This is a genomic window from uncultured Thermus sp., from assembly GCF_938010445.1.
In the GTDB taxonomy this organism is placed as follows: domain Bacteria; phylum Deinococcota; class Deinococci; order Deinococcales; family Thermaceae; genus Thermus; species Thermus altitudinis.
In genome coordinates this window covers 1-21,058 of record NZ_CALLUR010000150.1, presented here as the reverse complement: position 1 = coordinate 21,058, position 21,058 = coordinate 1, and the positions used below count along the sequence as shown (strand labels likewise).

Here is a 21,058-nt window from a genome sequence, read left to right as displayed (position 1 = left end):
GCTAGGGGAAGGGGACCTGGTGCTGGCCTCCAGCGACCTCTCCCACTACCACCCCGACCCTGTGGCCCGAAAGCGGGACCAAAAGACCTTGGAAAGGGCCCTGGCCCTGGATGTGGAAGGGGTGGCCCAAGGGGAAGCCTGTGGCCGCCTTCCCTGGGCCACCCTCACCGCCTTGGCCAAGGGCCTGGGGTGGCGCCCTAGGCTTCTGGCCTACGCCACCAGCGCCGAGGCCTCCCATGACCCAAGCCGGGTGGTGGGGTACGCCGCCGTGGCCTATCTAGGGGAAGGCCCATAACCTTGGGGCAGAGGGGTTTAACGGGGAGGAGTTCCCCAGAATGGGCCAGGCGGGGGAGCTTTGGGAAGGAAAGGGGCGGGAGATGCGCCCCAGGGGTAGCCGCCTTGGGGCGCCTTGCCCCCCTTGGAGCTCGAGGGAGCCCGCCCTATCGCCGTACCGGACCCAGGGGGCCTTGCCCCCTACGGCAAACCCCAGCCGGACCCGGCTCCCCTAAGGCCACGGGGTTCTGGACCTGGAGAGCAAGCCGCCTTTGGCCCCCAAGGTCTACGGGGAAGGGCAAACCCTCGCCCCAGGAGCCTCCTTAGCCCCTTTGGCCTTCCCCACCTTTCCCTGGGCTTCTGGGCTAAAGCCTGAGGAAGGGCCGGAACCAGGGGATGGAGAGGAGAACCAGGGCCAGGGCCAGGGCGAAGAGGAGCCGGGCCCTAGGCCTCCCCTTTCGCGCTTGGGCCAGCCCGGCGTGGGCCAGGCCCAGGGCGATAAGCCCCCCCACCCAGTGCTCGGCCACGAAGTAACGGGCCTCGCCCGGGGTTTGCATGGTTGCCTCCAGGTTGGCCAAGGCCCCTTGGAAGAGGGGGCTTGCGAAGGCCAGGATGAGCCCCAGCACCACCTGCAGGGTGAGGGTGTGGGCGAAGAAGGCGCCTTCTTTAGCCCCGGGGCGCCAAAGGGCCCACAGGCCGAAGGCCAGGACGAACCAGCGCACCAGGTTATGGAGGAAAAGCAGGGCCTCGTGCATGGCCCCAAGCCTACCCTAGAGGAGGCCAGGCCCCTGGAAGAAGGTCACAAAAGGACCAAGGCCTCCCTCAGGTCCCGGACCTCCAGGTGGGCGGGATACCGGGGGTCCTTGGGGCGGTGCCCCCGGTCCACAAAGACCGCCTTGATGCCCGAAAGCCAAGCCCCCTGGATGTCCCGCCCGGGGTTATCCCCCACCATCACCGCCTCTTCCGGGCCCACCCCAAAGGCGCAAAGGGCCATGCGGAAGAGCCTGGGGTCAGGCTTGCCTAGGCCCACCTCCCCCGAGATGAGGGTAAGGTCAAAAGCCTCCCCTAGGCCGGCCCCGAAGAGCTTTTCCCGCTGTAGGTCCGGCACCCCGTTGGTGAGGAGGACCAGGAGGGCTCCCCTCGCCCTCAAGGCCCCCAGGAACTCCGGTACCTCGGGGAAGAGGGGATAGCGGCGCCTTTCCCGAAAAAAGGCCTCCGCCAACTCCCGGGCGCGCTCCTCAGGACCGCCCAGCTCCCTTAAGGCTTCCCGGAAGACCCTTTCCCGAAAGGGCCAGGCCCATTCCCCCAAGGCCTCCAGCCCCGGGGTGGAGTAACGGGCCCAAAGGGCCTCCAGGGCCGAGTGGCCGATGCCCTCGGCCCAGGGGTAAAAGGGAGCCTGCCGGAAGAACTCCTCCGCCTTCCGCCGCACCCCCTCGGGAAGCCCTTCCACCCCCACTTCCCGACCCAGCCCCTCCAACACCTCCTCGCTCACCCGGTGGTCCACAAGAAGGGTATCGTCCAGATCCAAAAGCCAAAGCCGCATAGGCCTCCGTCAGGGATGTCCTTCCGGGGGAAGCCCCCGTACCAAGACCGGGTTCTCCCCCGGGTCAAAGAGGAGGAGGTGTTCCCCTGCCTCGCGGAAGGGAAGGCCATACTTGGAAAGGCGAAGCTTTTCGTGCTCCAGGTTCTCCACGAAAAACACCAGGCGGCCTTCCTCCACCCCCACCCGGGCGAAGCCGTGCCCCTCGGGCCGGGGGCGGTTGGGCCCCGGCTCCACTCCCCCGCTTCCCGGGCGCAGGAGGAGAAGGGGGCCCTCGAGGGGGGCCAAAAGGGCCTCCCTTTCCGGGATCAGCTCCTCGAGGGCCAGCCCCAGGGCCTGGTAGAAGCTCACGCCCTGACCCAGGTCCGGCACGTACACCACAAGGGTTTCGCTCATAGGCTCCTTAGAAACCGCCGCAAACCCTCCTCGTCCGCCACGGGGTGCAAAAGGGCCAGATCCTCCGGGGCGATCTCCCCGTGGGCCCTGAGGAGGGAAAACCAGTAAGGATCCACCGCCAGGGGCCGGCCCAGGCCCCGCCGCAGGTAGAGGAGGTTCCAGGCCAGCACCAGTTCCGCCAGGGTACCTACCCCCCCGGGAAGGGCCAGATACCCTGCCCCCAGGTCCAAAAGCCGCCCGATCCGCTCGGGCAAGGAGGAGGCGGGAAGTTCCAAGTCCACATAGGGGCTTGGTCCCTTGCGTTCGGGGAAAAGGGCGGGGGCCGTAACCCCCACCACCATGCCCCCCTTGGCCTTTACCCCCCGGGCCAGGGCCTCCATTCCCCCCTGGTACCCCCCGCAGGCCAGGCCAAAGCCCTCCTCCGCCATAACCTCCCCGTAACGGACCAGCCGGGCATAGAGGGGGTCGTCCTGGGAAAGGCGCGAGGAGACGAAAACGCTAACCAGGCGCATCTTGGGGGCAAGGGAAGGCTAGCGGCAGCGCACCACCAAAACCGGAATCCCCACCCGGTGCAAGACCCCCTCGGTCACCGAGCCCAAGAGGAGCTTGTCCAGCCCGGTGCGCCCATGGGTGCCCATGACCAAAAGGTCAAACCCCTTGGCCGCCTCCACGATGGTGGGCACCGGCACCCCTTCCTTCACCTCCCCCGTGGCCTCCACCCCCTTTTCCTGGGCCAGGTTAAGGGCCTTGGCGATGGCCTCCTCCCCCGCCTTCTTCAGGTCTTCCAGAAGCTCCAGGCCGTAGGGAACGCTCTCTGGGGCGATCCAGATGGCCTGGGCGGGGTTCTCCAGCACGTAGAGGAAGTGGACCTTGGCCCCCAGGGCCTTGGCCAGGGAAAGGCCATGCTCCAGGGCCTGCAGGCTACAGGGGCTTCCATCCGTGGGCATCAGGATGCTTTTGTACATGGCTCGCCTCCTTCGCCCTCATCATACCGGGTCGTAAACTTAGGGCCATGTGGATTTACGGGAGGAATCCGGTCCTCGAGGCCCTGAAGGAGGGCCGGGTGCGGCGGGTCCTGGTGGCCAGGGGGGTGGAGGCCTGGCTTCTGAGGGAGCTGGAGAGGTTGGGTGCAGACTACACCCTGGTGCCCCGCATTGAGCTGGACACCCTCCTTAAGACCACCCACCACCAGGGCCTGGCGGCGGAAGTGGAGGAACCCCGTTACGCCTCCTTGGAGGAGGCCTTCTCCCTGGCGGAAGCCCGGGGGGAGATGCCCCTTCTGGTCTTCCTAGACGGCATCACCGACCCCAGGAACTACGGGGCCATGATCCGGAGCGCCCTGGCCTTAGGGGCCCACGGGGTGGTGTCCGAGGAGCGCCGCAGCGCCCCCCTTTCCCCCTTGGCCCTGAAGGCCAGCGCCGGGGCCGCCCTGAAGCTTCCCGTGGTGAAGGTGAAAAACCTCCCCCGGGCCCTCGAGGCGGTAAAGGAACGGGGGCTTTGGGTGTACGGCCTGGACGTAAGGGGAGAAAAGACCCCAAGGGAGCTGGACTTCCAAAGGCCCCTGGCCCTGGTCTTGGGCTCGGAAGGGGAGGGCATGCGCCGCCTGGTAAGGGAAAGCTGCGATGAGCTTTTCCGCATCCCCATGCGGCAAGAGGCCGAGTCCCTGAACGCCTCCGTGGCCTTGGGTATAGCCCTGTACGCGGTGGCCTTGGGCCGGGGTGTAGGATAGGGGCGTGGACTGGGTACGGCTTCTTTCCCGCCTCATCCAGGCGGAAAGCCTTCCGGGGCAGGAAGGGGAGGCCGCGGGCTTGATCCTCGAGGCCCTAAAGGGAATGGGACTCCCCGCCATCCTGGACGAGGCGGGAAACGTGGAGGCCCTGCTGGGGGAAAAGGAGCCCGAGGTGGTCCTGACCGGCCACCTGGACGTGGTACCCGTGGGGGACCCCAGCCACTGGCCCTACCCCCAAGGGGCCGTGGCCCAGGAGGCCGTCTGGGGCCGGGGGGCAGTGGACATGAAAGGCCCTTTGGTGGCCATGCTCCTAGCCCTGGAGGCCCTTTCCCAAGGGCCCTTGAAGGGGCGGGTGCGCTTCTTGGCCACGGTGCAGGAGGAGGTGGGAGGCCTGGGAAGCCGCTACGCGGCGGAAAGGCTTGCCCCCTTGGCCTTTATCCTAGGGGAACCCTCGGGAAGAAGGCTCATGCGGGGCCACCGGGGCCGGGCTGAGGTCTGGGCTGACTTTGAGGGGGAGGAGGCCCACGCCGCCCTTTCAGGTCCGGAAAACCCCCTCTATGCCCTGGGGGAGTACCTCCTGGCCCTACGGGACCTTCCCCTGCCCCCCAACCTCAAGCCCACCCCCACCCGGGTGGACACCTACCCCGGGGCCAGCAACCAGACCCCGGGGGTGGTGCGCCTGTACCTGGACGTGCGCTATGAACCCGAGGCCGACTTGGAAGCCTTTTTGGAAAAGCTCAAAGCCCTTGGGGATGCCTCCCTTTACATCCCCGAGGAGGAGAGGGCCTCGGGGGAGGTGCGCCTCGTCATCCCTGCCCTCTGGCCCCCCTACCGCCTGCCCGAGGATCATCCCTTGCTCCTCGCCGCCCTCGAGGCCTTGGGCCAGGGGAAGGCGGGCCTTTGGCCCTTCACCACCGATGCTCCCTACCTGGGGGCCAAAGCCCCGGTGTTGGGCTATGGCCCTGGGGACCCCGCCCTGGCCCACACCCCTAGGGAGCACATCCCCTTAAGGGAGGTGGAAAGGGCCGCCCAAGACTATGTGCGCCTGGTGGAGGCCCTATGGAACGCCGTCTGATGGCCGGCACCCCTTACCGCAAGCTCCTCACCGCCCCCCGGCCCGTGGCCGAGGGGGTGAAGGTGAGGCTCGAGGCCCGGGGCATCCCCGTGGTCCTGGAAACCCCCTTTTCCGACCTCCCCGAGGCCGCCCTCGGCACCTATATGGGGGACGTGAACCTTTGGGTGCCCGAGGCCCTCTTAGGGGAAGCCGAAGCCCTGCTAGAGGAGGGAATCCCATGAGGGTGGTGGGCCTGGACCTGGGGGGCACCAAGATCGCCGCCGGGGTGTTTGACGGGGAGAAGCTTCTTTCCAAGGTGGTCCTCCCCACCCCCGAGGAAGGCGGGATAGCGGTGGTAAAGGCCCTGGCTGAGGCTACCCAAAGGGCGGAGGCGGAAGCCGGAACCCCGGGGGTAGCCATTGGCCTCGGCACCCCAGGGCCCTTGGACTTCAAGGAAGGGGTGATCCGTTTCACCCCCAATATCCGGGGCCTGGTGAACTTCCCCATCCGTCGCCTCCTGGAGGAGGCCACGGGGAGGCCCGTGTACCTGGAAAACGACGCCAACGCCGCTGCCTTGGCCGAGCACCACCTGGGGGCGGCCAGGGGGGAGGCCAGTTCCCTTTTTCTCACCGTTTCCACCGGCATCGGGGGCGGGGTGGTCTTGGGGGGACGGGTCTTAAGGGGGGAGAGGGGGCAAGGGGGGGAGCTGGGGCATATCACCCTGCTTCCCGGAGGACCCCTATGCGGCTGTGGGCTGGAGGGGTGCCTCGAGGCCCTGGCCGCCGGCCGGGCCTTGGAGCGGGAAGCCTCCTACGCCTATAACCGACGCGTGGACACCAAGGAGCTTTTCCAGCTTTTTCTGGAGGGAGAGCCCAAGGCCAAGCGCATCCTGCTCCAGGCGGCCCGCTACGTGGGTACGGGCCTCGCCAGCCTGGTGAAGGCCTTTGACCCCGGGGTGGTGGTGCTGGGGGGCGGCCTGGCCCTAAACGCTCCCCTGGCGTACTGGGAAGCCTTAGAGGAGGCCTACCGGCACTACCTCTCGGGTTGGGAGGTGCCCCCCTTGCGCCGGGCCCTCCTGGGGGGGGAGGCCGGGCTTTTGGGTGCGGCCCTCACCGCCTACTTAGAGGCACGGGACAAGGGCTAAGCAGCAGAAAGACCCCGATCCCGCATAGCCAGCCCCAGCCTGGCAAAGCCCCGGGTGGGGTGGAAAAAGAACCCCCGGACAAACCCGGGGGTTCTCCGTAAACCCAGGCTAAACCCCGTAAACCTCGCAGGCCACCATGGTATCCACGCTGCCGTCGGTGGTGGGGGTTGGCCGGGTGGCGTAGTTGAACTCCTGGTCGGGCTTGGGGAAGAGGGCGGGCATGGCCACCACCCCGGGGCGGACCTCGTCGGTCACCCGGGCCACCGCTTTGCACTTGCCGTAGGGGGATTCCAGAACCACCCATTGGCCGTTTTTTATGCCCCGGGCCCGGGCGTCCAGGGGGTTGATGAGGAGGTAGGCGTCGGGAGTTCTCTCGAAGGCACCCGGGTTGTCCCAGTAGGTATAGCCCGTGTTCCAAAGCTCGTTGAGCCGGAAGTCTATGGCCATCAAGGGGTAGCGGGCATTCACCTCGCCCCACTCGTACCGGCGAGGGTCAAAATCCTTGAGCACCGCGAACTTCTCCACGTGAACCTTGTTGTCCTTGGTGAAGAAGCGCCGGCCCAAAAGGGCCTCCATCTCGTCGGAATAAAGCCTTTCGGGCGACTTGCCGTTCACCATGGGGTAGCGGAGGCCGTTGGTACCCGCCTTCAGGAGGCTATCCCAGTCCATCTCCTTGATCCAGTCGTTTTGCGCCCGGATCTCGTCCCAGACCTCCCGGGGGCTCTTCCAGGAAAAGCCGGGAATACCCATCTTCTCCGCCACCAACACCACGTGCTCCCAGTCGGGGCGGGCCTCGCCAGGAGGATCCATGAACTTTTGAATGATCCGCACCCTGCGGTCCTCGCTGGCTAGGATGAGGTCCGCCTCGCCCCAGGTGGCGGCGGGCAGGATTACGTCGGCAGCAGCGTCCATCTCGGTGTGGATGCGGTCGGAAACCACCAGAAACGTCTTCTCCATCAGGGGCCGGAAGCGGCTTAGGGTAGGCAGTTGCTTGAAGATGTTGGAACCGTAGGCCCAAAGGGCCTTGACCTTCCCTTTCTCCAACCCCTCATAAATGTTCAGGTTCTCCGCCCGGGAAGGGGGTTCCTCAGGCCAAGCGAAGGTGCCTTTGGGGTGGCCCCCCGAACGGGAGACACAAGCCCCCGGCTTACCCACGTTGCCCAGGAGGATTCCCAGCACCGCGTAGGCATGCTGGGCCTCAAAGGCCGCCATCTGGTGAATGAGCCCCTTTTCGTGGAGAAGCATGGTCTGGCCTTTGTTTTCAAGTAGGAGCTCCAGGGCCTTAAGAATCTTTTCCCGGGGTATTCCGGTGGTCTTAACAGCGCTTTCCAGGGAAAACTTGGGGTCCCTTACCGTTTCCACCACCCGGTCAAAGCCCGTCACGTGCTTCTTTACAAACTCCTTGTCGTAGGCGTCCCGCTCCAAGACCAGCCTTATCAGGGCTCCCGCCAGGATGGGGTCGGTGCCGGGCCGGATCTGCAGGTGGAGGCCCCCGTGCTTTTCCGCCATCTGGGCCTGGAGGGTACGCCGGGGGTCGATGTCAATGTGCTTGGCGTTCCCCGGGGCCAGGTTTTTAAGGTAGAACCGGTGCCACCAGATGCTTCCGTTGGCCTGCAGGTTGGTACCGGCGGTGACCAGAAGCTTGGTGGTTTCAAAGTCCTCCACCGTGAAGCTGCGGGTGCCTGTGCCAAAAGCCGCCGAGATACCGGCGCTCTCCTCGTCAAAGAACCAGCCGTTTCCCGCATAGGAGGAAGAACCTAGGCCCTTGAACCAGAACTTGAGGATGGCGTAGGTGGGGAGTGTCCAAAGCCAGTCCCCAAACACTAGGCCTAGGGCGTCGGGTCCATGTTGCTCCTTGAGCTTGGCAAACCGCTCGCCGATGAAGGCCGCGGCCTCATCCCAGCTAACCCGGGTGAGGGGGGAGTCCTTCCCCTTTAGCCGCACCAGGGGGTAAGCCAGGCGCTTGGCCGCTATCTCCGGCGACCTGGGGGTATAAAGGGTGGTGGCATTCCCCCCGCCCCTTACGGAATAATCCCCCTGGTTGATGACGCACTCCCTGTCGGGCACGATGGCCACCATCATCTCCCGGCCATCCTTCCGTACCCGGTTTACGAAGCTCGGATGCACCCACTCCCCGGAAAGGGGCGTGGTATAGGTCCCCGCCAGCTTCTTGCCCTTACCCGGCTCCCACACGTAGGCCTTGTACCCACACTGCACCATGCAGTACTGGCAGGTGAGGTTGAACACCTGGGCGTCGTCCGGAGGAAGCTCGAGGGCCTCCAGGGACTTTTCGGCATCCAGGCTAAAGGCCTTGGCCTCTTCCCAGGTGAGAAGGGGCAGGACCCCCGAGCCCACCAACGAGGATTTGAGGAACTTTCTTCTATCCATGCCCTACCTCCTCAGGCGTTGCTGGCTCTTCCGTAGATGAGGCCGTAGGCCACGCCCACGGCATAAACGCTGCCTCCGGCCACCTCCAGGACGATCCGGGGAAGCCGGCTTATGGCTGGGCCCTCGAGGCAAATACCACCCCGGGCAGGGTCGTATAGGCTTATATGGCAAGGGCAGACCAAAAGTTTCTCCTTGGGATCAAAGGCCGTAGGGCAACCCAGGTGCTGGCAAAGGGCAGAATAGGCCACAATGGACTTCTTAGGGCCTACCCCCATGTAGGTGGGCCGGCCCATGTCCAGGAGAATGGCCGGGGAACCCTCGTCCGGGTAGCTAAAGCTCACAGGCTGCAGGGGAACCAGGCCCGCCAGGTCCGCCACCTTCACCCGCTCCCCTTGGGCAAACACCTTCCTCATGGCCACCGGTGCCCCGGCAACACCCAGATAGACCAAAGCCTTTCGCCTGCTAACCACCATTTAGGCCACCTCCTTTCCGACCCAATCTAGGTGGAGGCCGAGGCGGGGAACAAGCCCCCTTTGGGCCAGGAGCGGCTTGTGAAACGGGGAGCTATATAGCCCTTTGGGGCTAGCCCGGAAGTTGCCTTTTGTAGCTAAAAGTGCATTGACAAATGTCCCAAAGGCTGATAAGAAGAACTCAGGGCGTAACCGAGAAGCGCTTGCGTACCGTCCCGGGGGGTTCGGTTCATAGGCAAGCTAGCAACGGATGAGGAGGTTCTCCCATGGATCGCTTTTTGCTGGAGGTGCTGGGCTCGGTCCTCGAGCCCCTGGCCTTGATCGGAAGGGGCCGGCGCATCCTCTACGCCACCCCCAGCTTCCAAAGACTTGTCCACCTAAGGGAGGAGGACCCCCTCTGTCTGGAGGCTCTCCAACCCGCCTTCTCCTCGGACCGCACCCCCTGTTGCTGGGACCTGGCCTCCTGCTACCAGACCGGGGAGGTGGGCATCTGGCTTACCCAGGACCTGAGCCAGGCCCTCTTATGCCACGCCCACATCGTGGGTCTAGACGGTTTTGCGTCCTTTTTGTTGCTCCGGGTGGAACCTTTGGCCACGGAACCCGCACCCGAAACCCTTCCACCTTGGTCCTTCCCCAACAGGCGGCTCTTCCGGAACCTACGGCAAAACCTGGGCCAAGAGGGCTACCAACGCTATGTGGCCAGCCTCCTCAAGAGGATCTACGCGCTGGAAGAGGTGGGCTGGCTGGAACCCCGGGAAGGGGGTGGCCTTGCCTCCCTGGTGCAAAAGGTGCGGGAGGCCATGGTGGCCCCCTTACCCTTTGACCTGGTCTATAACGGGAAGTATTACCACGTCTTCCCTGGAAGCCACCCGGAGGGCCCCTTTTTGCTGGTAAGGGGCCTTAGAAACGTGGGCGCAAGAGAGCTCCTAGGCCTCCTGTGGGCCGCGGACGGGGGAAGTAAGGACAGGGAGGACCCTGGCCAAGGTTCCATGGACCCCGGGGGTCTCGGAGCCCTCAACTCCTTGACCCAACGGGAGTGGCAAATCCTGGCCCTGGTGGCCGAAGGAAGCGATAACAAAAAGATCGCCGCCACCCTGGGGATCAGCCTTAACACCGTAAAGAACCACATCAAAAGCCTCTTGGCCAAAACCCAAAGCCGGCGGCGCACCGAGCTGGTCCGCCGGTACCTCCAGGCCCTGGCAGACCCCCTCCTCCCCGGACCTCACGCCAAGAATCCCACCCGGGCTAGGGGCCGAAGGCCCCGGAGCAAGCCCTCTTGAAGGCCCGGCCCCGGTCCGGGGATAATGCCCTTTGGCAGGGTTTGGGAGGTGAAAGGTGGAGGTGGGAAAGGCCTTGCTCCTTTTAGGACTCTTTCTCGTCCTCTTAGGCCTTCTCCTCCTCTACGCTCCCAAGCTATTCTCCTGGTTCGGCCACCTGCCAGGGGACATCCGCATAGAGCGGGAGGGGCTAAGGGTGTACATCCCCCTTACCTCCACGCTCCTCCTATCCCTGTTCCTCACCCTTCTCCTGAATCTAATCCAGTTACTCCGCCGCTAGCCGGTAGGCCTGCCCTCTACCTGGCCGGGGTCTATGGGCCTGCAAGGCGAACTCCGCCACCCCCTGTCCCCAGAAGCGCAGGCGCAAAGGACCTGGTCCCACCCACAACCGGTAATCCAAATCCCGGTCTAACCGGAGGTAGGCTTTTTGCCCCGCGTTAATCACCTCCAGGAAAAGGCCGAAACCCTCCTCCGGGGTATAGGCCTCCCCCAGGATCCTCAAAAGGAGTTCCTCCTCCAACGCCGCCAAGGCCAGAAGGGCCTCGCTTTCCGGCTCCAGCAAGGTGACGCCAAAACCCTTTTCCGTAAGGAAAACCCCCTCCCTATCCCCTGGCAGAAGGGCCTGTTCCCGCCCAGGGTCGCAGGCCTCTGGCCTCCAATTCCATCCCCCAGGAACCTGGGAGGCCGCCTCCTCGAGGCCCCCCGCCCAAGGAACTGGCACCCGTTCCCCCAAGGCCCTGCGATGCCAGGCCTCCTTCTGCCGCTTTCCCGCCAGCATCAAGGCTGTGGCCGCCCGCTCATGGAGTTCCCTTCGCCGCCCTGGAGGAAGGCTAAGGTAAAGAAGGCGCTGCTCCACCCCGCTGGCGAAACGGTACCCATCCCGGTAAACCAGCCATCCCTTCCGCTCCAGCTCCTCTATGTAGGGCAAGGCACCCAAGGCGTCCAAAACCTCTTCGGGAATAGCCCCCTGGGTTACCGAAAGCCGCTCCAGGGCCAGGCGGGCCGCCTCGCTCAAGTAACGCATCTGCAAGCGCAGCTGGGCCAAGGGCCTTTGGGGAAGGGCGGAGCAGGAAAGCCACTCGGGCATCCATTCCGGCTGCCCCCCAGCCCCGAAATAGGCCCGAGCGGCCTCCTGAAAAGGAATCTGGGCCAACGGGCCCTTTCTCGCCTCGGGCCAGCTGATGGGCCCCAGGTCCACCACCCGGATCCGCTCCGCCGGGTAATGGGCCCTCAGTTCCAGGAAGAACTTGGGTTCCTCCCCAGGGTCCAGCCTCAAGACCAAAAAGGCCTTGGACCGAAGGGCTTCCCTCAGGGAAGCTTGGGAATAGGGTGGCTCCAGGTAAACCAAGCCCTCGGGACGGAAGCTTTCGTGGAAGGAAAGCCCCAGGACCCGGGCCAGCTCCCGGGCTAGCTCCCTCTGGCCCGCGCCTAAGCGTCCACGCAGGACTAAGAGAAAGGGAGGGCGTAGGGACGCTAACTCTGAAAGAAGCTCCCCGCGAGAATAACCGCTGACGGCATCCTGGTAACGGGCCCGGACCTCTAAAACCCACTCCTCCAGGTCGCCAACCTCCTCCAAACCCCCCAAGGCCTCTCCTGGCCCCTGGACTTCCAGGCGAATCCAGGAAGGCAAGGCCAAGGGATCCTGCCCGCCAGGAAACACCTTCCGCCCCAAGGCCTGGTTCAAGCGGAAAAGCTCTACCCGAAGGTTTTGCAGGCCTGCCCCATGCCGATAGAGCAGGTCCGCCAGGCGCACCCTCGAGGTGGGCCCCTCGAGCGCCAGGTAGTAGAGCAGGACCAGGCCCTTACGGGAAAGGCGGACCTCGGTGCCCTGAGGGGAAACCAGCTTCGCCGGCCCGTAAAGGAAAAGAACGTAAAGGGGATCGTTAAGTGGCCGTTTCAAACCGTTACCTGCCTCTCCTTTACCCTAGCACAACTCCCCCTTTCCCGCTAGGAGAAGCCCTTTCAACCGGTAACGTCCGGGTAACGCCCCCTTCGGTACCGTGAGGGCGTCCTGAGAGGCCACCACCTCGAGGGGCAGATTCGGAGGGATATATGCGCAAAGGCATTTTGGTAGCAGTATTGGCTCTAGCACCCCTGGCCCTGGCCCAGGCCCCCACGGTGGCTCCCACCAAGGGCAACGGCCCTGACGCCTACGCCAAGGGCGCGGACTCGGCCTCCGTGAACCAGACCATCGAGCTCATCCTGCCCAAGGCCACGGCCCTGCACCTGGACGTGACCACCCTGACCTTTGACCTGACGGGGTTGGACGGGGCTAGCTGGCCCAACTCCACCCCGGACTTCGGCGGGCAGATGGTCTGCGTCTATGGGCTTTCCGACAAGGATGTGAAGACCCAACTGGGATATAACTTCTACAACCAGGTGCAGACCCTCCCCTTGGGCACCAGCTACGGGGTGGCCCAGTGGCCCAACATCACCATCAACGGCGGCGGTGCGGTGACCGCTTATCCCCCCATCAAGCTGGATAATAACGGGGAACTCGTCCCTGGCAGCAAGAACTACTTCGTCTGCTACCGCACCTTCATCCTGCAGAAGTTCTCCAACGGGAAGCAGTGGCACCTGACCGTGAACCGCAACGACCCCGAAGGCGCCCAAGGGATCCAGCACCTTTACATCCAGGATAACCCCTGCGATACCTTCGGCGAGGCTACGGGGCTTTACGAGCTTCCCAACGGGGCCAACCTGGAACTGGTACCCCGCGGCGACCTGCAGGCCGGCCCCACGGGAACCCGCTCCGGCAACAACCCCGAGCGGTGCGGATACAAGAGCTGGCTGGATGACCTGGTGGTGGTGGCCGTCAAGGTCAACAGCGACCTCTGGGGCAAGAGCACCGCGAACCTTACCTACACCTTAGCGACCACGGCTTGGTAAGCGAACCCGAAGGCCTGGCCCTAGGGCCAGGCCTTCACCCTATGGGTGAACCATGAAGCGAATCTTTCCCTTCCTCCTAAGCCTGGCCCTCGGCGCCCTGGCCCAGAGCACCCTAGGCGTGGAACCCCCCGTCCTCCTCAAGGAGGCCAAACCGGGAGAAACCCTTACCCAAACCCTTACCGTCTACAACGTGGGTACCCGCCCGGTGCGGGTCCGGGCCAGCCTGGGGGACTGGACCTACGATCCCATGGGAAAGATCCAGTTCCTGCCCACGGGCTCCCTAAAGGAAAGCGCAAGCTCTTGGGCCACCTTCTCCCCGGCGGAGTTCCTGCTGGAACCCAAGCAAAACCGCCCCCTCACCTATACCCTCACCGTGCCCAAAGAGGCCCCACCTGGCACCCACTGGGGCATCCTCTTTCTGGAATCCGAAGACCCCAACCCGCCCCCAGGGGTACCCTTGGCCACCTTCCGGGTACGCATGGCCCATGTCTTCTATGTGAACATACCCCCTCTGAAAACCGGCGGGCGCATCACCGGCATCGTACCTAGCCCTCCCCAGTCCCCCAAGGACCCTTATCGCTTTGCCATCCAGTACCAAAACACCGGCAACACCGCCCAAAAACTCTCCGGACGCTTTGAAGTCCGGGACGCGGCGGGACGGAAGGCGGCGGAGGTGGAGATAGAGGAGGTGGTGGTCCTTCCAGGCCAGGTACGCATCCTCCCTGTAATCCTGGTGGGTCCTCTACCCGTGGGAAGCTACACCGCCTTGGCCATCCTTAACTACGGCGATCCCGGGAAGGACGTGGCCGCCGATCTGCCCTTCGCCCTGCGCACCCCCCTGGCCGCACCCCCCGCGCCCCCCAGCGAAGAAGGGGAAAAAGGAGGCACCCCATGAGAACTTGGTTAACCGCCATGGTCCTGTTCCTGGCCCCGGCCCTGGCCCAGGCCACCTGGATCGTCCAGACCCTGATCCCCGAAACCATCGCCCTCCGCACCCCCACCACCCAGATCGCCTTTGAGCTTCAGGATTACCCCCCCAAGGCCTTTCCAGCCACCTACCCCGCCAGCAACCTGGAAGGGGGTATTCTACCGGTCCAGGTCTTTTCCAACGCCCCCGGGGTGTGGAGCCTACTTCTCCAGATACCTGACCTGAAGGACCCAAACGGAGTTTTGCTTCTACCCGCTAAACAAGTCCTCTACCGGGTAAACGGGGGGCTTTGGCTAAGGGCCGACGGTACCCCGCAGATCATCTACACCCAATCGGGCCCTACCGGGGACTGGTTGGAAATCCGCCTGGAGTTTGCCCTAGAGCTTTTGGGCAACGAGCGGGCGGGGAGCTACGTGGTCCAGGCCCTGGTCACCGCTTTGAGGCAGCCTTGAGATGAGACGTTTTCTGGCCCTTTTCCCCCTCCTCCTGGGCCTGGCCTGGGGCCAGGTGCGCTTCCTTCCCTCTCCGAGCCTTGCCGGTGTCCCGGGGGACTACCTCACCCTAAGCCTTAGGGTGGAAGGAAGAGGGCCGGTTCGCTTCCGCCTCTTTCCTCCGGAGGGCTGGCAAGCCCTTTCCCAAGAAAGGCAAGCGGTGTTGGAGGGCCAGGAGGAAACCCTAAGCTTCACCCTCCGGGTACCCCCTTTACCCGCAGGCACCCAGGGGAAAGCCCAGGTGGTGGCCTTTGAAGGAGAAAGGGAGATCGCCAGGACCGAGGTGGTGCTAAAGGTGTTACCCCTGATCCAACTGGCCCTGGCCGCCCCCACCATCCTCGAGGCCGACCTGGGAGGGCCCTTTGAGTTCCCGGTTTACGTCAGCAACCGTTCCAACCAAGGGGAAGAAGTGTTCCTAGAGGCGGAAGCCGCCATGTTCCAGGTATTCCTAAACCCGTCGGGCCTGAGCCTGGCCCCCGGGGAGACGGGTGTGGTAAGGGTCCTGGTGGCCCCTAAGGGGCAGATTTCCGCCGGCTACCGCTTCTACATGAAGCTTAGAGCCACCCCCAAAACCCAGCCCGGGGCCCGAAAGGAGGCTGGGGTCATCGTGCTCTTCAAGGACCCCCTAACCGCCAGCGGCCCCAGGGGGCGGGACCCTGAACTTACCGTGGGCCTGGGCCTGGCCTTAAGCCTGGGGGCTTCTTTGGAGCGTGGCCAGCTCCGGGGCCAGGTGAGCTACCTCCTCTTACCCAGCTTAAGCGGGGCCCTTTCGGACTACGTGACCGCCACTGCCGGCACGGGCCCCTTTACCGGGGACCTGCAAGACCCCTGGCGCCCACCCCAGACCCTGACGCTAAGCCTCAAGGGGGAAGGCTGGGAGGCCCGGGCCCAGGGGGGACAAGGGAGTTTCGGCCTGGCAAGCACCTTCCGCCTGGATCCAGCCCGGGTGAGCCTCGAGGGCACCTATCGCCAAGGAGCCCTAGGCCTTCGGGCCAGCGCGGTGAGCCTGGATAAAAGCCTAGACTTGCAAGGAGCCCTCTCCACGCAAACCGCCCCTACAGGCCGCCAGGACAACCTTAGCCTGCGCTACCGCCTGCCCCTGGAAGGGGGCCTTAGCCTGGGCCTGGGCACCGACCTCAGCGGCCAGACTGGGGAGGCCTACCGCCTCTCCTTTGGCCTGAGCCAAAGCCTCACCTGGCAGACCCAAGACCTGGAACTGGTGCAAAGCTATGGCGGCGTGCCCCTTGGGGGCCTCCACACCCTGGGGCTGGCGGGGGGCACGCGGAGCCTTTACCCTTTGGGCCTTCGCGGAAGCACCAGCCTCCAGCTGGGGCCCAGCCAGGGGCTTTGGCAAAACCAGCTCACCCTTTATGCCCAGGCGGCGGCCGGGGCCTTCGTGAGCCTCACGGGAAGCTACCGCCAACAGGGGGAAAACCGGAGTTTTGGCCTGGCCCCCAGCCTCAGCACCGCCTTTGGCGAACCCGGGGTGTACAGCGGAAGCCTAAGCCTAGGCTACGGCCTACATCGGCGGCTTTCCGGAGAGGCGCCGGAGAACCAAACCTACCAGGCCAGCCTTACCCTGGGCACCCGCGACCTCAGCCTGTCCGGATATTTCCGCTACCTCTTTCAAGAGGATCCCCTTTTGGAAGGGGGCGTAATCCTCCGGCTGGCCCTGGAGGGAGGGAGCCTCGAGGGGCAGTATCTGACCAAGCGGGGCACGAACAAGGACCTCACCCTTTACGGGGCCGCCTGGAACCAGCTCTGGCCTGGAAGCCTGCAAAGCCGCCTCTCTTACGAGCATCGCCTAGAAGAGGGCTTAAGCCAGCGCTTTGGCCTTTCCCTTGCCCAGCGGAACTTTTTGCAGCCCGGTCTCTCCTTGGGAGCCTCCTATACCCTCATTCTGCAAGGTGGGGAAGCCCGCCACGCCTTTGGCCTCAACCTGGCCTACACCCAAACCCTCACCTTCACCACCCCCAAAGAGGTGGTGGACCTCTTCGGCGGCCGCAAGGGGGGCGAGATCGTGGGCCGGGCCTTCCGAGATGAAAACCTGAACGGGCGGCTGGATCCAGGCGAGGCTCCCTTGGCCGGGTTAAAGGTCTGCCTAGGAAAGACCTGTGAAACCACCGACGCCGAGGGCCACTACCGTCTTTTCACCGCTGCCGGGGAAGGCGTCCTCTACTTCGGCAACCTTCCCGCCACCTTGGCCCTACTGGGGGAGGAGCGCATCCAGGTAGCCATAAACACCCGGGTGGACAAAGACCTACCCTTCGCCCCCGCCACCACCTTAGCCGTCCAGGTGCTGGACGGGGATAGCGAAAAGGGCCTGGCCTTCGCCGGGGTTTGCGCCGAAGGACTGGTGCAGCGGTGTACCCGGGCCGACGCCAATGGGCGCGCCCTTATCAGCGGGCTTTTCCGCGGGGAATACCGGGTCTATCCCGATGCCCGCTACCTGCCTGAGGGCTACCGAAAAGGGGAAGCTACCCAGGTTCAGGTGGACCCTAGCGCACCTCCTAAAGCCATCCAAGTGGTGGCCAAACCCCCCAGGCGGGAGGTGGAGGTAACCTACACCGCAGACCGCCTGAGCCTGGTGGCCACCGCCGATCCTTCCACCCCCATCGCCGGGGCCGAGGTGGAGATCAAGGCCCTGGTCCAAGGCGAAGCCCAGCAGGTCTTCCTGGACCTGCCCTCAGGGCCGGTGGCCTTGGCCCACCAGGAGGGCAACTACTACGCCACCCGGATCCGCTTGCCCTTATCCCCCGGGTTTCATACCCTGACCGTGAGGGCCAAGGGGCAGGAGGAAGTTGAAGCCCCCTTGTTTCTTCAGGTGGTGCCTGGCTCCCTCTATAGCCCCAGTTCCCTGGAGGGTCCTAAGGTAACGATCACCCTTCGCTTCCGGGCTAACCAAGTAGCCCTCACGAATAAAAGCCAAAGCTTCGCCTTAAAGAGCGAGGATGGCTACACCTGGACCGGGGAGGTACCCTTAGACCCCGGTCACCACACCCTTTTGGTGCTGGCCGATGGGGAAGGGCTGGGTGAGGTGGGCCTGGCTATCCCTTCGGAAAGCGCAAACCATTGAAGTAGAAGGATTCGGAAAGGAGTGGTTAGTATGCGGCATTGGTACGCGGTTCTTTTAGCAGTAGGGCTCCTCGGCGCCTGCTCCCAGGCTCCCCAAGGCGTAAAGCCCCAGGTGGCCGTTGGCGCCTCGGTGACCGTGGAAAAAACGGCGGTACCCGAGTTCAAGCGCACCTACCGCTGGACCATTGAGAAGAAGGTGACGGATCCAGCAGGCGGAGCCCTTACCCTGGCTCCAGGGCAGTCCTACTTGGTCAAGTACGCGGTCTCCCTGGTGGGCACCCCTACGGACTCGGACTTCAAGGTGAAGGGGACGGTCACCATAAGGAACACGGGCGGGGTGGACGTCACCTTGCAAACCCCCAGCGATACCCTTTCCACAGGAGAAAGCCTCGCCCTCAACTGTGGGGTCACCTTCCCCTACACCCTACCCGCAGGCCAAACCCTAAGCTGCACCTACAGCCAAAACCTGCCCAACGGGCAAAGCCGCACCAACACCGCCACGGTGAGTTGGAGCGGCGGCGGGGAAAGCGGCACCGCCTCAGGCCAGGCCAGCTTCGCTTTTACCACGCCCAGCGCGGTGGTGGATGGTAGCGTCACCGTAAGCGACCCTTCAGCCACGCCGGTCAGCGCCATTAGCGGCATCTCTCCCGAGGGCGTCATCTCCCAGACCTACTTCTTTGAGCGTTGGGTTAAGTTTGACGCCTGCGGGGAGTACCAGGTGGACAACACCGCCACCTTCACCACCAACACCACCCAGACTCAAGGCTCCGCCTCGGCCTCCCTTAACGTTAGCGTTCCCTGCGCCGGAAGCTGTACCCTTACCCAGGGCTATTGGAAGACCCATTCCACCTACGGTCCCGCCCCCTACGACAACACCTGGGCCAAGATAGGCGAGGGCACACCCTTCTTCCTGTCCGGCCAAAGCTATTACCAGGTTCTTTGGACCTCTCCCAAGGGGAACGCCTACTACATCCTGGCCCACCAGTACATCGCCGCCAAGCTGAACATCCTCAACGGGGCCTCCACCACCCTTGCTGTGGATGCGGCTATGGCCTGGGCGGAAAGCTTCTTCAACAGTTACAAGCCGAGCGATTCCCTGGACAAGGCCACCTCCAACCAGGCCAAGGGCTACGCCGCTACCCTGGATAGCTACAACAACGGCCTCATAGGCCCTGGTCATTGCTCGGAGTAAAACCTTCCCCCCGGAGAGCTAAAAGCTCTCCGGGGAGCTAAAGGAGGTAGCATGAAAAGAATCCCTTGGCTCCTGCTTCTCACCCTCGTAGCCTGCTCGGCTCCTCAAGGCATCAAGACCACGGGGAAGTTGCGCATTCAAAGCATCCAGCCCGACGTGGTGTCCGGGTGTACCGTGCGGGCAGGGGACTGGATGGCCCTTAAGGGCAACACCTTCGGCACACAAGCGGAGTGGGATGCCGGTACCAACCATGCCCTATTCCCCCCGGATCCGGGTTTGCCCGCGGAAAACCCCGAGATCACCCAGGCCCAGAATCCCGCCACCTTGATGTTCCGCGTGCCGCTAGGAGCCCAAAGCGGCCTTCTGCGGATCCACGTGGAAGGGGTAGGGGATGCGGAAATCCCCATCGCGGTGGAACAAGTAGCCCCCCAGGTGGCGGTGCCGGGCTGCGAGGTCCCTGCCCCACCCCAAAACCCCGAGTAACGAGATCCTGGCTAAGCCCCCCTGTCCTGGCAGGGGGGTTTCACTTGAGGTGGCTTAGGAACTCCTCCCGGGTCTTCCCACTTTCCCGGAAAACCCCCAGCATGGCACTGGTGGTGGTGCGGGAGTGCTGCTTTTCCACCCCCCGCATCATCATGCAGAGGTGAACCCCCTCCACCACCACGCCCACGCCCTGGGGCTCTAAGACCTCCTGGATGGCCTCGGCGATCTGCACCGCTAGGCGCTCTTGCACCTGAAGCCTCCTGGCGAACATGTCCACGATGCGGGCGAACTTGGAAAGCCCTAGGATCTTCCCGTTGGGAATGTAGCCGATGTGCACCTGGCCAAAGAAGGGCAAGAGATGGTGCTCGCACATGGAGTAGAACTCTATGCCCTTCACCACCACCATCTCGCTTCCCTCGGCGGGAAATACGGCTTCGTTCACGATAGCCTTCAGATCCTGCCGGTAACCCCGGGTGAGGAAGGCCCAGGCCTTGGCCACCCGCTCAGGGGTTTTAACGAGACCTTGACGGGAAGGGTCCTCACCGATCACCTGGAGCCACTCCGCAGCAAGGCGCTGCAAGCGCTCCAAATCCATTTCCGTTTCAAAGGCCAGGCCGGTTTCCTCTATCTCCACCATCTTGCGTTCCATCTTGTCACCCTGACTCCCTAGCCTATGTAGCCCCGGGCTCACTCGGGGGAGAGAAAACCCTCCTCCACCAAGGGGAGGGCCTCCTCCGGGCCCAGGGGAAAACCTTGGGAGGCCCGCCTCAGGACCTCGAGGACCTCCTTTCGGCTGCGCTTCAGGCGAAGGTGCAGTTCGCTAAAGGGGTTCAGGGCATCCTGGCCCCGCAGGGTGAGGCGGTAGCGCCTCGGAAGGTCCACGGGGGAAAGCCCCTGGCGGTAGCGCTCGGCCAGCGCCCGATACCGGGGGGCGTTTCCCGGAGGCTCCGCCGCCCCTTTGATGCGAGCCGGGACCCCCACGGCCAGCTTCCCTTCGGGAACCTCCATTCCGGGAGGGACCACCGCCCCTGCCCCCACCACGGCATTCTTCCCCACCCTGGCCCCGTTCAACACCACCGCCCCCATACCGATCAGGGCTCCTTCCTCCACCACCGCCCCATGGACCACCGCCCGGTGGCCCACGGTCACCTCCGGGCCCAAAAGGCAGGGGAAACCCGGATCGGCATGGAGAACCGCCCCATCCTGGACGTTGCTCCCCGGGCCCACCACCACCCGCTCCAAGTCCCCTCGGACCACGGCGGCGAACCAGATGGAAGCCCCCTCCCCCACCTCCACCTCCCCCACCACATAGGCCCCGGGAGCGATGAAGGCGGTGGGGTGCACCTTGGGAAGCTTGTCCTCAAAGCGGTAAACGCTCAAGGGCCACCTCCAAAAGGCGCAGGTCCTCGGGGAAAGAGAGGAGGGACCTGGCTTCTTCGGGGCTAAACCATCCCAGCCCGCTCATCCCCTTTTCCAGGCGGGGCTCCCCCTCCCCCCGCATGAGAAACCAGTGTATTTCCCGCTCCACCCCCTTGGGGTTCACGTACCGGGTGGGGAAAAGGGGAGCGAGGACCTCGGCCCTGATCCCGGTTTCCTCCAGGACCTCCCGCACCGCCGCCTCCTCCAAGGACTCCCCCGGCTCCAAATGCCCTTTGGGGAAGACCCAGAAGCCCATGCGGTCCCGCAGGAGAAGCACCTCTCCCTTCTCGTTGAAGACCACACCCCCCGC

Annotated in this window: 24 protein-coding genes; 13 read left to right on the top strand and 11 right to left on the bottom strand. The window is 64.4% G+C overall.

Annotated features, from left to right (window positions below; translation table 11 throughout):
* Positions 1 to 295 (top strand): AmmeMemoRadiSam system protein B (gene amrB / locus Q0693_RS08375; protein WP_298630683.1); only part of this gene is annotated, 295 nt, incomplete at its 5' end.
* Between the two features lie 343 nt (positions 296 to 638).
* On the opposite strand, the gene Q0693_RS08370 is transcribed toward amrB, so the two are convergent.
* The 5 genes from Q0693_RS08370 to Q0693_RS08350 are packed head-to-tail and all read right to left on the bottom strand — an operon-like array spanning position 639 to position 3,174.
* Positions 639 to 1,028, bottom strand: a complete 390-nt coding sequence (locus Q0693_RS08370) for a hypothetical protein (protein ID WP_243030527.1) — start codon at positions 1,026 to 1,028, stop codon at positions 639 to 641.
* Positions 1,029 to 1,072: 44 nt separating this feature from the next.
* The gene (locus Q0693_RS08365; protein ID WP_298630679.1) at positions 1,073 to 1,816 is read right to left on the bottom strand and encodes an HAD family hydrolase; all 744 of its coding nucleotides are present in this window, start codon (positions 1,814 to 1,816) and stop codon (positions 1,073 to 1,075) included.
* 9 nt (positions 1,817 to 1,825) lie between these two features.
* Positions 1,826 to 2,209 (bottom strand): hypothetical protein, encoded by a 384-nt coding sequence (locus Q0693_RS08360; protein ID WP_243030837.1) that lies wholly within the window; start codon positions 2,207 to 2,209, stop codon positions 1,826 to 1,828.
* On the bottom strand, positions 2,206 to 2,721 hold the full coding sequence (locus tag Q0693_RS08355; protein WP_243030836.1) for an LOG family protein: 516 nt from the start codon (positions 2,719 to 2,721) through the stop codon (positions 2,206 to 2,208). The genes Q0693_RS08360 and Q0693_RS08355 overlap by 4 nt, the downstream gene beginning before the upstream one ends.
* 18 nt (positions 2,722 to 2,739) lie before the next feature.
* Complete coding sequence (locus tag Q0693_RS08350; RefSeq protein WP_243030835.1) at positions 2,740 to 3,174, bottom strand: universal stress protein; 435 nt, start codon at positions 3,172 to 3,174, stop codon at positions 2,740 to 2,742.
* A gap of 47 nt (positions 3,175 to 3,221) precedes the next feature.
* Between Q0693_RS08350 and rlmB the strand changes: the two genes are divergently transcribed.
* Genes rlmB through Q0693_RS08330 form a run of 4 tightly spaced genes read left to right on the top strand, consistent with a single transcriptional unit; the run spans position 3,222 to position 6,136 of the window.
* On the top strand, positions 3,222 to 3,938 hold the full coding sequence (rlmB, locus tag Q0693_RS08345; RefSeq protein ID WP_243030834.1) for a 23S rRNA (guanosine(2251)-2'-O)-methyltransferase RlmB: 717 nt from the start codon (positions 3,222 to 3,224) through the stop codon (positions 3,936 to 3,938).
* 4 nt (positions 3,939 to 3,942) lie between these two features.
* Positions 3,943 to 5,013, top strand: coding sequence for a M20/M25/M40 family metallo-hydrolase (locus tag Q0693_RS08340; RefSeq protein WP_298630675.1), 1,071 nt, complete (start codon positions 3,943 to 3,945; stop codon positions 5,011 to 5,013).
* Entirely contained in the window at positions 4,998 to 5,234 is a 237-nt protein-coding gene (locus Q0693_RS08335; protein WP_243030832.1) for a DUF2007 domain-containing protein, read from the top strand. Before Q0693_RS08340 ends, Q0693_RS08335 begins: the two co-directional genes overlap by 16 nt.
* On the top strand, positions 5,231 to 6,136 hold the full coding sequence (locus Q0693_RS08330) for a glucokinase (protein WP_298630673.1): 906 nt from the start codon (positions 5,231 to 5,233) through the stop codon (positions 6,134 to 6,136). The genes Q0693_RS08335 and Q0693_RS08330 overlap by 4 nt, the downstream gene beginning before the upstream one ends.
* 108 nt (positions 6,137 to 6,244) lie before the next feature.
* On the opposite strand, the gene Q0693_RS08325 is transcribed toward Q0693_RS08330, so the two are convergent.
* Entirely contained in the window at positions 6,245 to 8,524 is a 2,280-nt protein-coding gene (locus Q0693_RS08325; RefSeq protein ID WP_298630671.1) for a molybdopterin-dependent oxidoreductase, read from the bottom strand.
* 11 nt (positions 8,525 to 8,535) lie between these two features.
* A complete protein-coding gene (locus tag Q0693_RS08320; RefSeq protein ID WP_298630669.1) occupies positions 8,536 to 8,997 on the bottom strand; it encodes an arsenate reductase (azurin) small subunit in 462 nt (153 codons plus the stop codon).
* Between the two features lie 263 nt (positions 8,998 to 9,260).
* Between Q0693_RS08320 and Q0693_RS08315 the strand changes: the two genes are divergently transcribed.
* Positions 9,261 to 10,274, top strand: coding sequence for a helix-turn-helix transcriptional regulator (locus Q0693_RS08315; protein WP_298630667.1), 1,014 nt, complete (start codon positions 9,261 to 9,263; stop codon positions 10,272 to 10,274).
* Between the two features lie 55 nt (positions 10,275 to 10,329).
* Positions 10,330 to 10,551 (top strand): DUF2905 domain-containing protein, encoded by a 222-nt coding sequence (locus Q0693_RS08310; protein WP_298630665.1) that lies wholly within the window; start codon positions 10,330 to 10,332, stop codon positions 10,549 to 10,551.
* On the opposite strand, the gene Q0693_RS08305 is transcribed toward Q0693_RS08310, so the two are convergent.
* Entirely contained in the window at positions 10,537 to 12,171 is a 1,635-nt protein-coding gene (locus tag Q0693_RS08305; protein ID WP_298630663.1) for a hypothetical protein, read from the bottom strand. The genes Q0693_RS08310 and Q0693_RS08305 overlap by 15 nt on opposite strands.
* Positions 12,172 to 12,323: 152 nt before the next feature.
* On the opposite strand from Q0693_RS08305, the gene Q0693_RS08300 reads away from it, so the two are divergent.
* From Q0693_RS08300 to Q0693_RS08275, 6 genes are read left to right on the top strand one after another with little or no spacing between them, the layout of a single operon-like run.
* Positions 12,324 to 13,160: a hypothetical protein gene (locus Q0693_RS08300; protein ID WP_298630661.1), complete on the top strand. Its 837-nt coding sequence runs from the start codon at positions 12,324 to 12,326 to the stop codon at positions 13,158 to 13,160.
* A 52-nt stretch (positions 13,161 to 13,212) separates the two neighbouring features.
* On the top strand, positions 13,213 to 14,055 hold the full coding sequence (locus tag Q0693_RS08295; protein ID WP_243030827.1) for a DUF916 domain-containing protein: 843 nt from the start codon (positions 13,213 to 13,215) through the stop codon (positions 14,053 to 14,055).
* Positions 14,052 to 14,540 carry a hypothetical protein gene (locus Q0693_RS08290; protein WP_243030826.1) on the top strand — a complete coding sequence of 163 codons (489 nt, stop codon included), beginning with the start codon at positions 14,052 to 14,054 and terminating at the stop codon, positions 14,538 to 14,540. The genes Q0693_RS08295 and Q0693_RS08290 overlap by 4 nt, the downstream gene beginning before the upstream one ends.
* Position 14,541: 1 nt before the next feature.
* The gene (locus Q0693_RS08285; RefSeq protein ID WP_298630657.1) at positions 14,542 to 17,655 is read left to right on the top strand and encodes a hypothetical protein; all 3,114 of its coding nucleotides are present in this window, start codon (positions 14,542 to 14,544) and stop codon (positions 17,653 to 17,655) included.
* A gap of 30 nt (positions 17,656 to 17,685) precedes the next feature.
* Positions 17,686 to 18,846: a hypothetical protein gene (locus tag Q0693_RS08280; protein ID WP_298630655.1), complete on the top strand. Its 1,161-nt coding sequence runs from the start codon at positions 17,686 to 17,688 to the stop codon at positions 18,844 to 18,846.
* Positions 18,847 to 18,897: 51 nt separating this feature from the next.
* Positions 18,898 to 19,329 (top strand): hypothetical protein, encoded by a 432-nt coding sequence (locus Q0693_RS08275; protein ID WP_298630653.1) that lies wholly within the window; start codon positions 18,898 to 18,900, stop codon positions 19,327 to 19,329.
* Between the two features lie 40 nt (positions 19,330 to 19,369).
* On the opposite strand, the gene folE is transcribed toward Q0693_RS08275, so the two are convergent.
* From folE to Q0693_RS08260, 3 genes are all read right to left on the bottom strand, one after another.
* Positions 19,370 to 19,978, bottom strand: a complete 609-nt coding sequence (gene folE, locus Q0693_RS08270) for a GTP cyclohydrolase I FolE (RefSeq protein ID WP_243028053.1) — start codon at positions 19,976 to 19,978, stop codon at positions 19,370 to 19,372.
* Positions 19,979 to 20,016: 38 nt separating this feature from the next.
* Positions 20,017 to 20,709, bottom strand: coding sequence for a gamma carbonic anhydrase family protein (locus Q0693_RS08265; protein WP_243030822.1), 693 nt, complete (start codon positions 20,707 to 20,709; stop codon positions 20,017 to 20,019).
* Positions 20,690 to 21,058: NUDIX hydrolase (locus tag Q0693_RS08260; protein ID WP_298630650.1), on the bottom strand; the 369-nt coding region annotated here is incomplete at its 5' end. The genes Q0693_RS08265 and Q0693_RS08260, both read right to left, overlap by 20 nt.

Coding starts and splice junctions, on each gene's coding strand:
- Q0693_RS08370 (WP_243030527.1), bottom strand. CDS start 1,028: ATGCACGAGGCCCTGCTTTTCCTCCATAACCTGGTGCGCTGGTTCGTC.
- Q0693_RS08365 (WP_298630679.1), bottom strand. CDS start 1,816: ATGCGGCTTTGGCTTTTGGATCTGGACGATACCCTTCTTGTGGACCAC.
- Q0693_RS08360 (WP_243030837.1), bottom strand. CDS start 2,209: ATGAGCGAAACCCTTGTGGTGTACGTGCCGGACCTGGGTCAGGGCGTG.
- Q0693_RS08355 (WP_243030836.1), bottom strand. CDS start 2,721: ATGCGCCTGGTTAGCGTTTTCGTCTCCTCGCGCCTTTCCCAGGACGAC.
- Q0693_RS08350 (WP_243030835.1), bottom strand. CDS start 3,174: ATGTACAAAAGCATCCTGATGCCCACGGATGGAAGCCCCTGTAGCCTG.
- rlmB (WP_243030834.1), top strand. CDS start 3,222: ATGTGGATTTACGGGAGGAATCCGGTCCTCGAGGCCCTGAAGGAGGGC.
- Q0693_RS08335 (WP_243030832.1), top strand. CDS start 4,998: ATGGAACGCCGTCTGATGGCCGGCACCCCTTACCGCAAGCTCCTCACC.
- Q0693_RS08330 (WP_298630673.1), top strand. CDS start 5,231: ATGAGGGTGGTGGGCCTGGACCTGGGGGGCACCAAGATCGCCGCCGGG.
- Q0693_RS08325 (WP_298630671.1), bottom strand. CDS start 8,524: ATGGATAGAAGAAAGTTCCTCAAATCCTCGTTGGTGGGCTCGGGGGTC.
- Q0693_RS08320 (WP_298630669.1), bottom strand. CDS start 8,997: ATGGTGGTTAGCAGGCGAAAGGCTTTGGTCTATCTGGGTGTTGCCGGG.
- Q0693_RS08315 (WP_298630667.1), top strand. CDS start 9,261: ATGGATCGCTTTTTGCTGGAGGTGCTGGGCTCGGTCCTCGAGCCCCTG.
- Q0693_RS08300 (WP_298630661.1), top strand. CDS start 12,324: ATGCGCAAAGGCATTTTGGTAGCAGTATTGGCTCTAGCACCCCTGGCC.
- Q0693_RS08295 (WP_243030827.1), top strand. CDS start 13,213: ATGAAGCGAATCTTTCCCTTCCTCCTAAGCCTGGCCCTCGGCGCCCTG.
- Q0693_RS08290 (WP_243030826.1), top strand. CDS start 14,052: ATGAGAACTTGGTTAACCGCCATGGTCCTGTTCCTGGCCCCGGCCCTG.
- Q0693_RS08285 (WP_298630657.1), top strand. CDS start 14,542: ATGAGACGTTTTCTGGCCCTTTTCCCCCTCCTCCTGGGCCTGGCCTGG.
- Q0693_RS08280 (WP_298630655.1), top strand. CDS start 17,686: ATGCGGCATTGGTACGCGGTTCTTTTAGCAGTAGGGCTCCTCGGCGCC.
- Q0693_RS08275 (WP_298630653.1), top strand. CDS start 18,898: ATGAAAAGAATCCCTTGGCTCCTGCTTCTCACCCTCGTAGCCTGCTCG.
- folE (WP_243028053.1), bottom strand. CDS start 19,978: ATGGAACGCAAGATGGTGGAGATAGAGGAAACCGGCCTGGCCTTTGAA.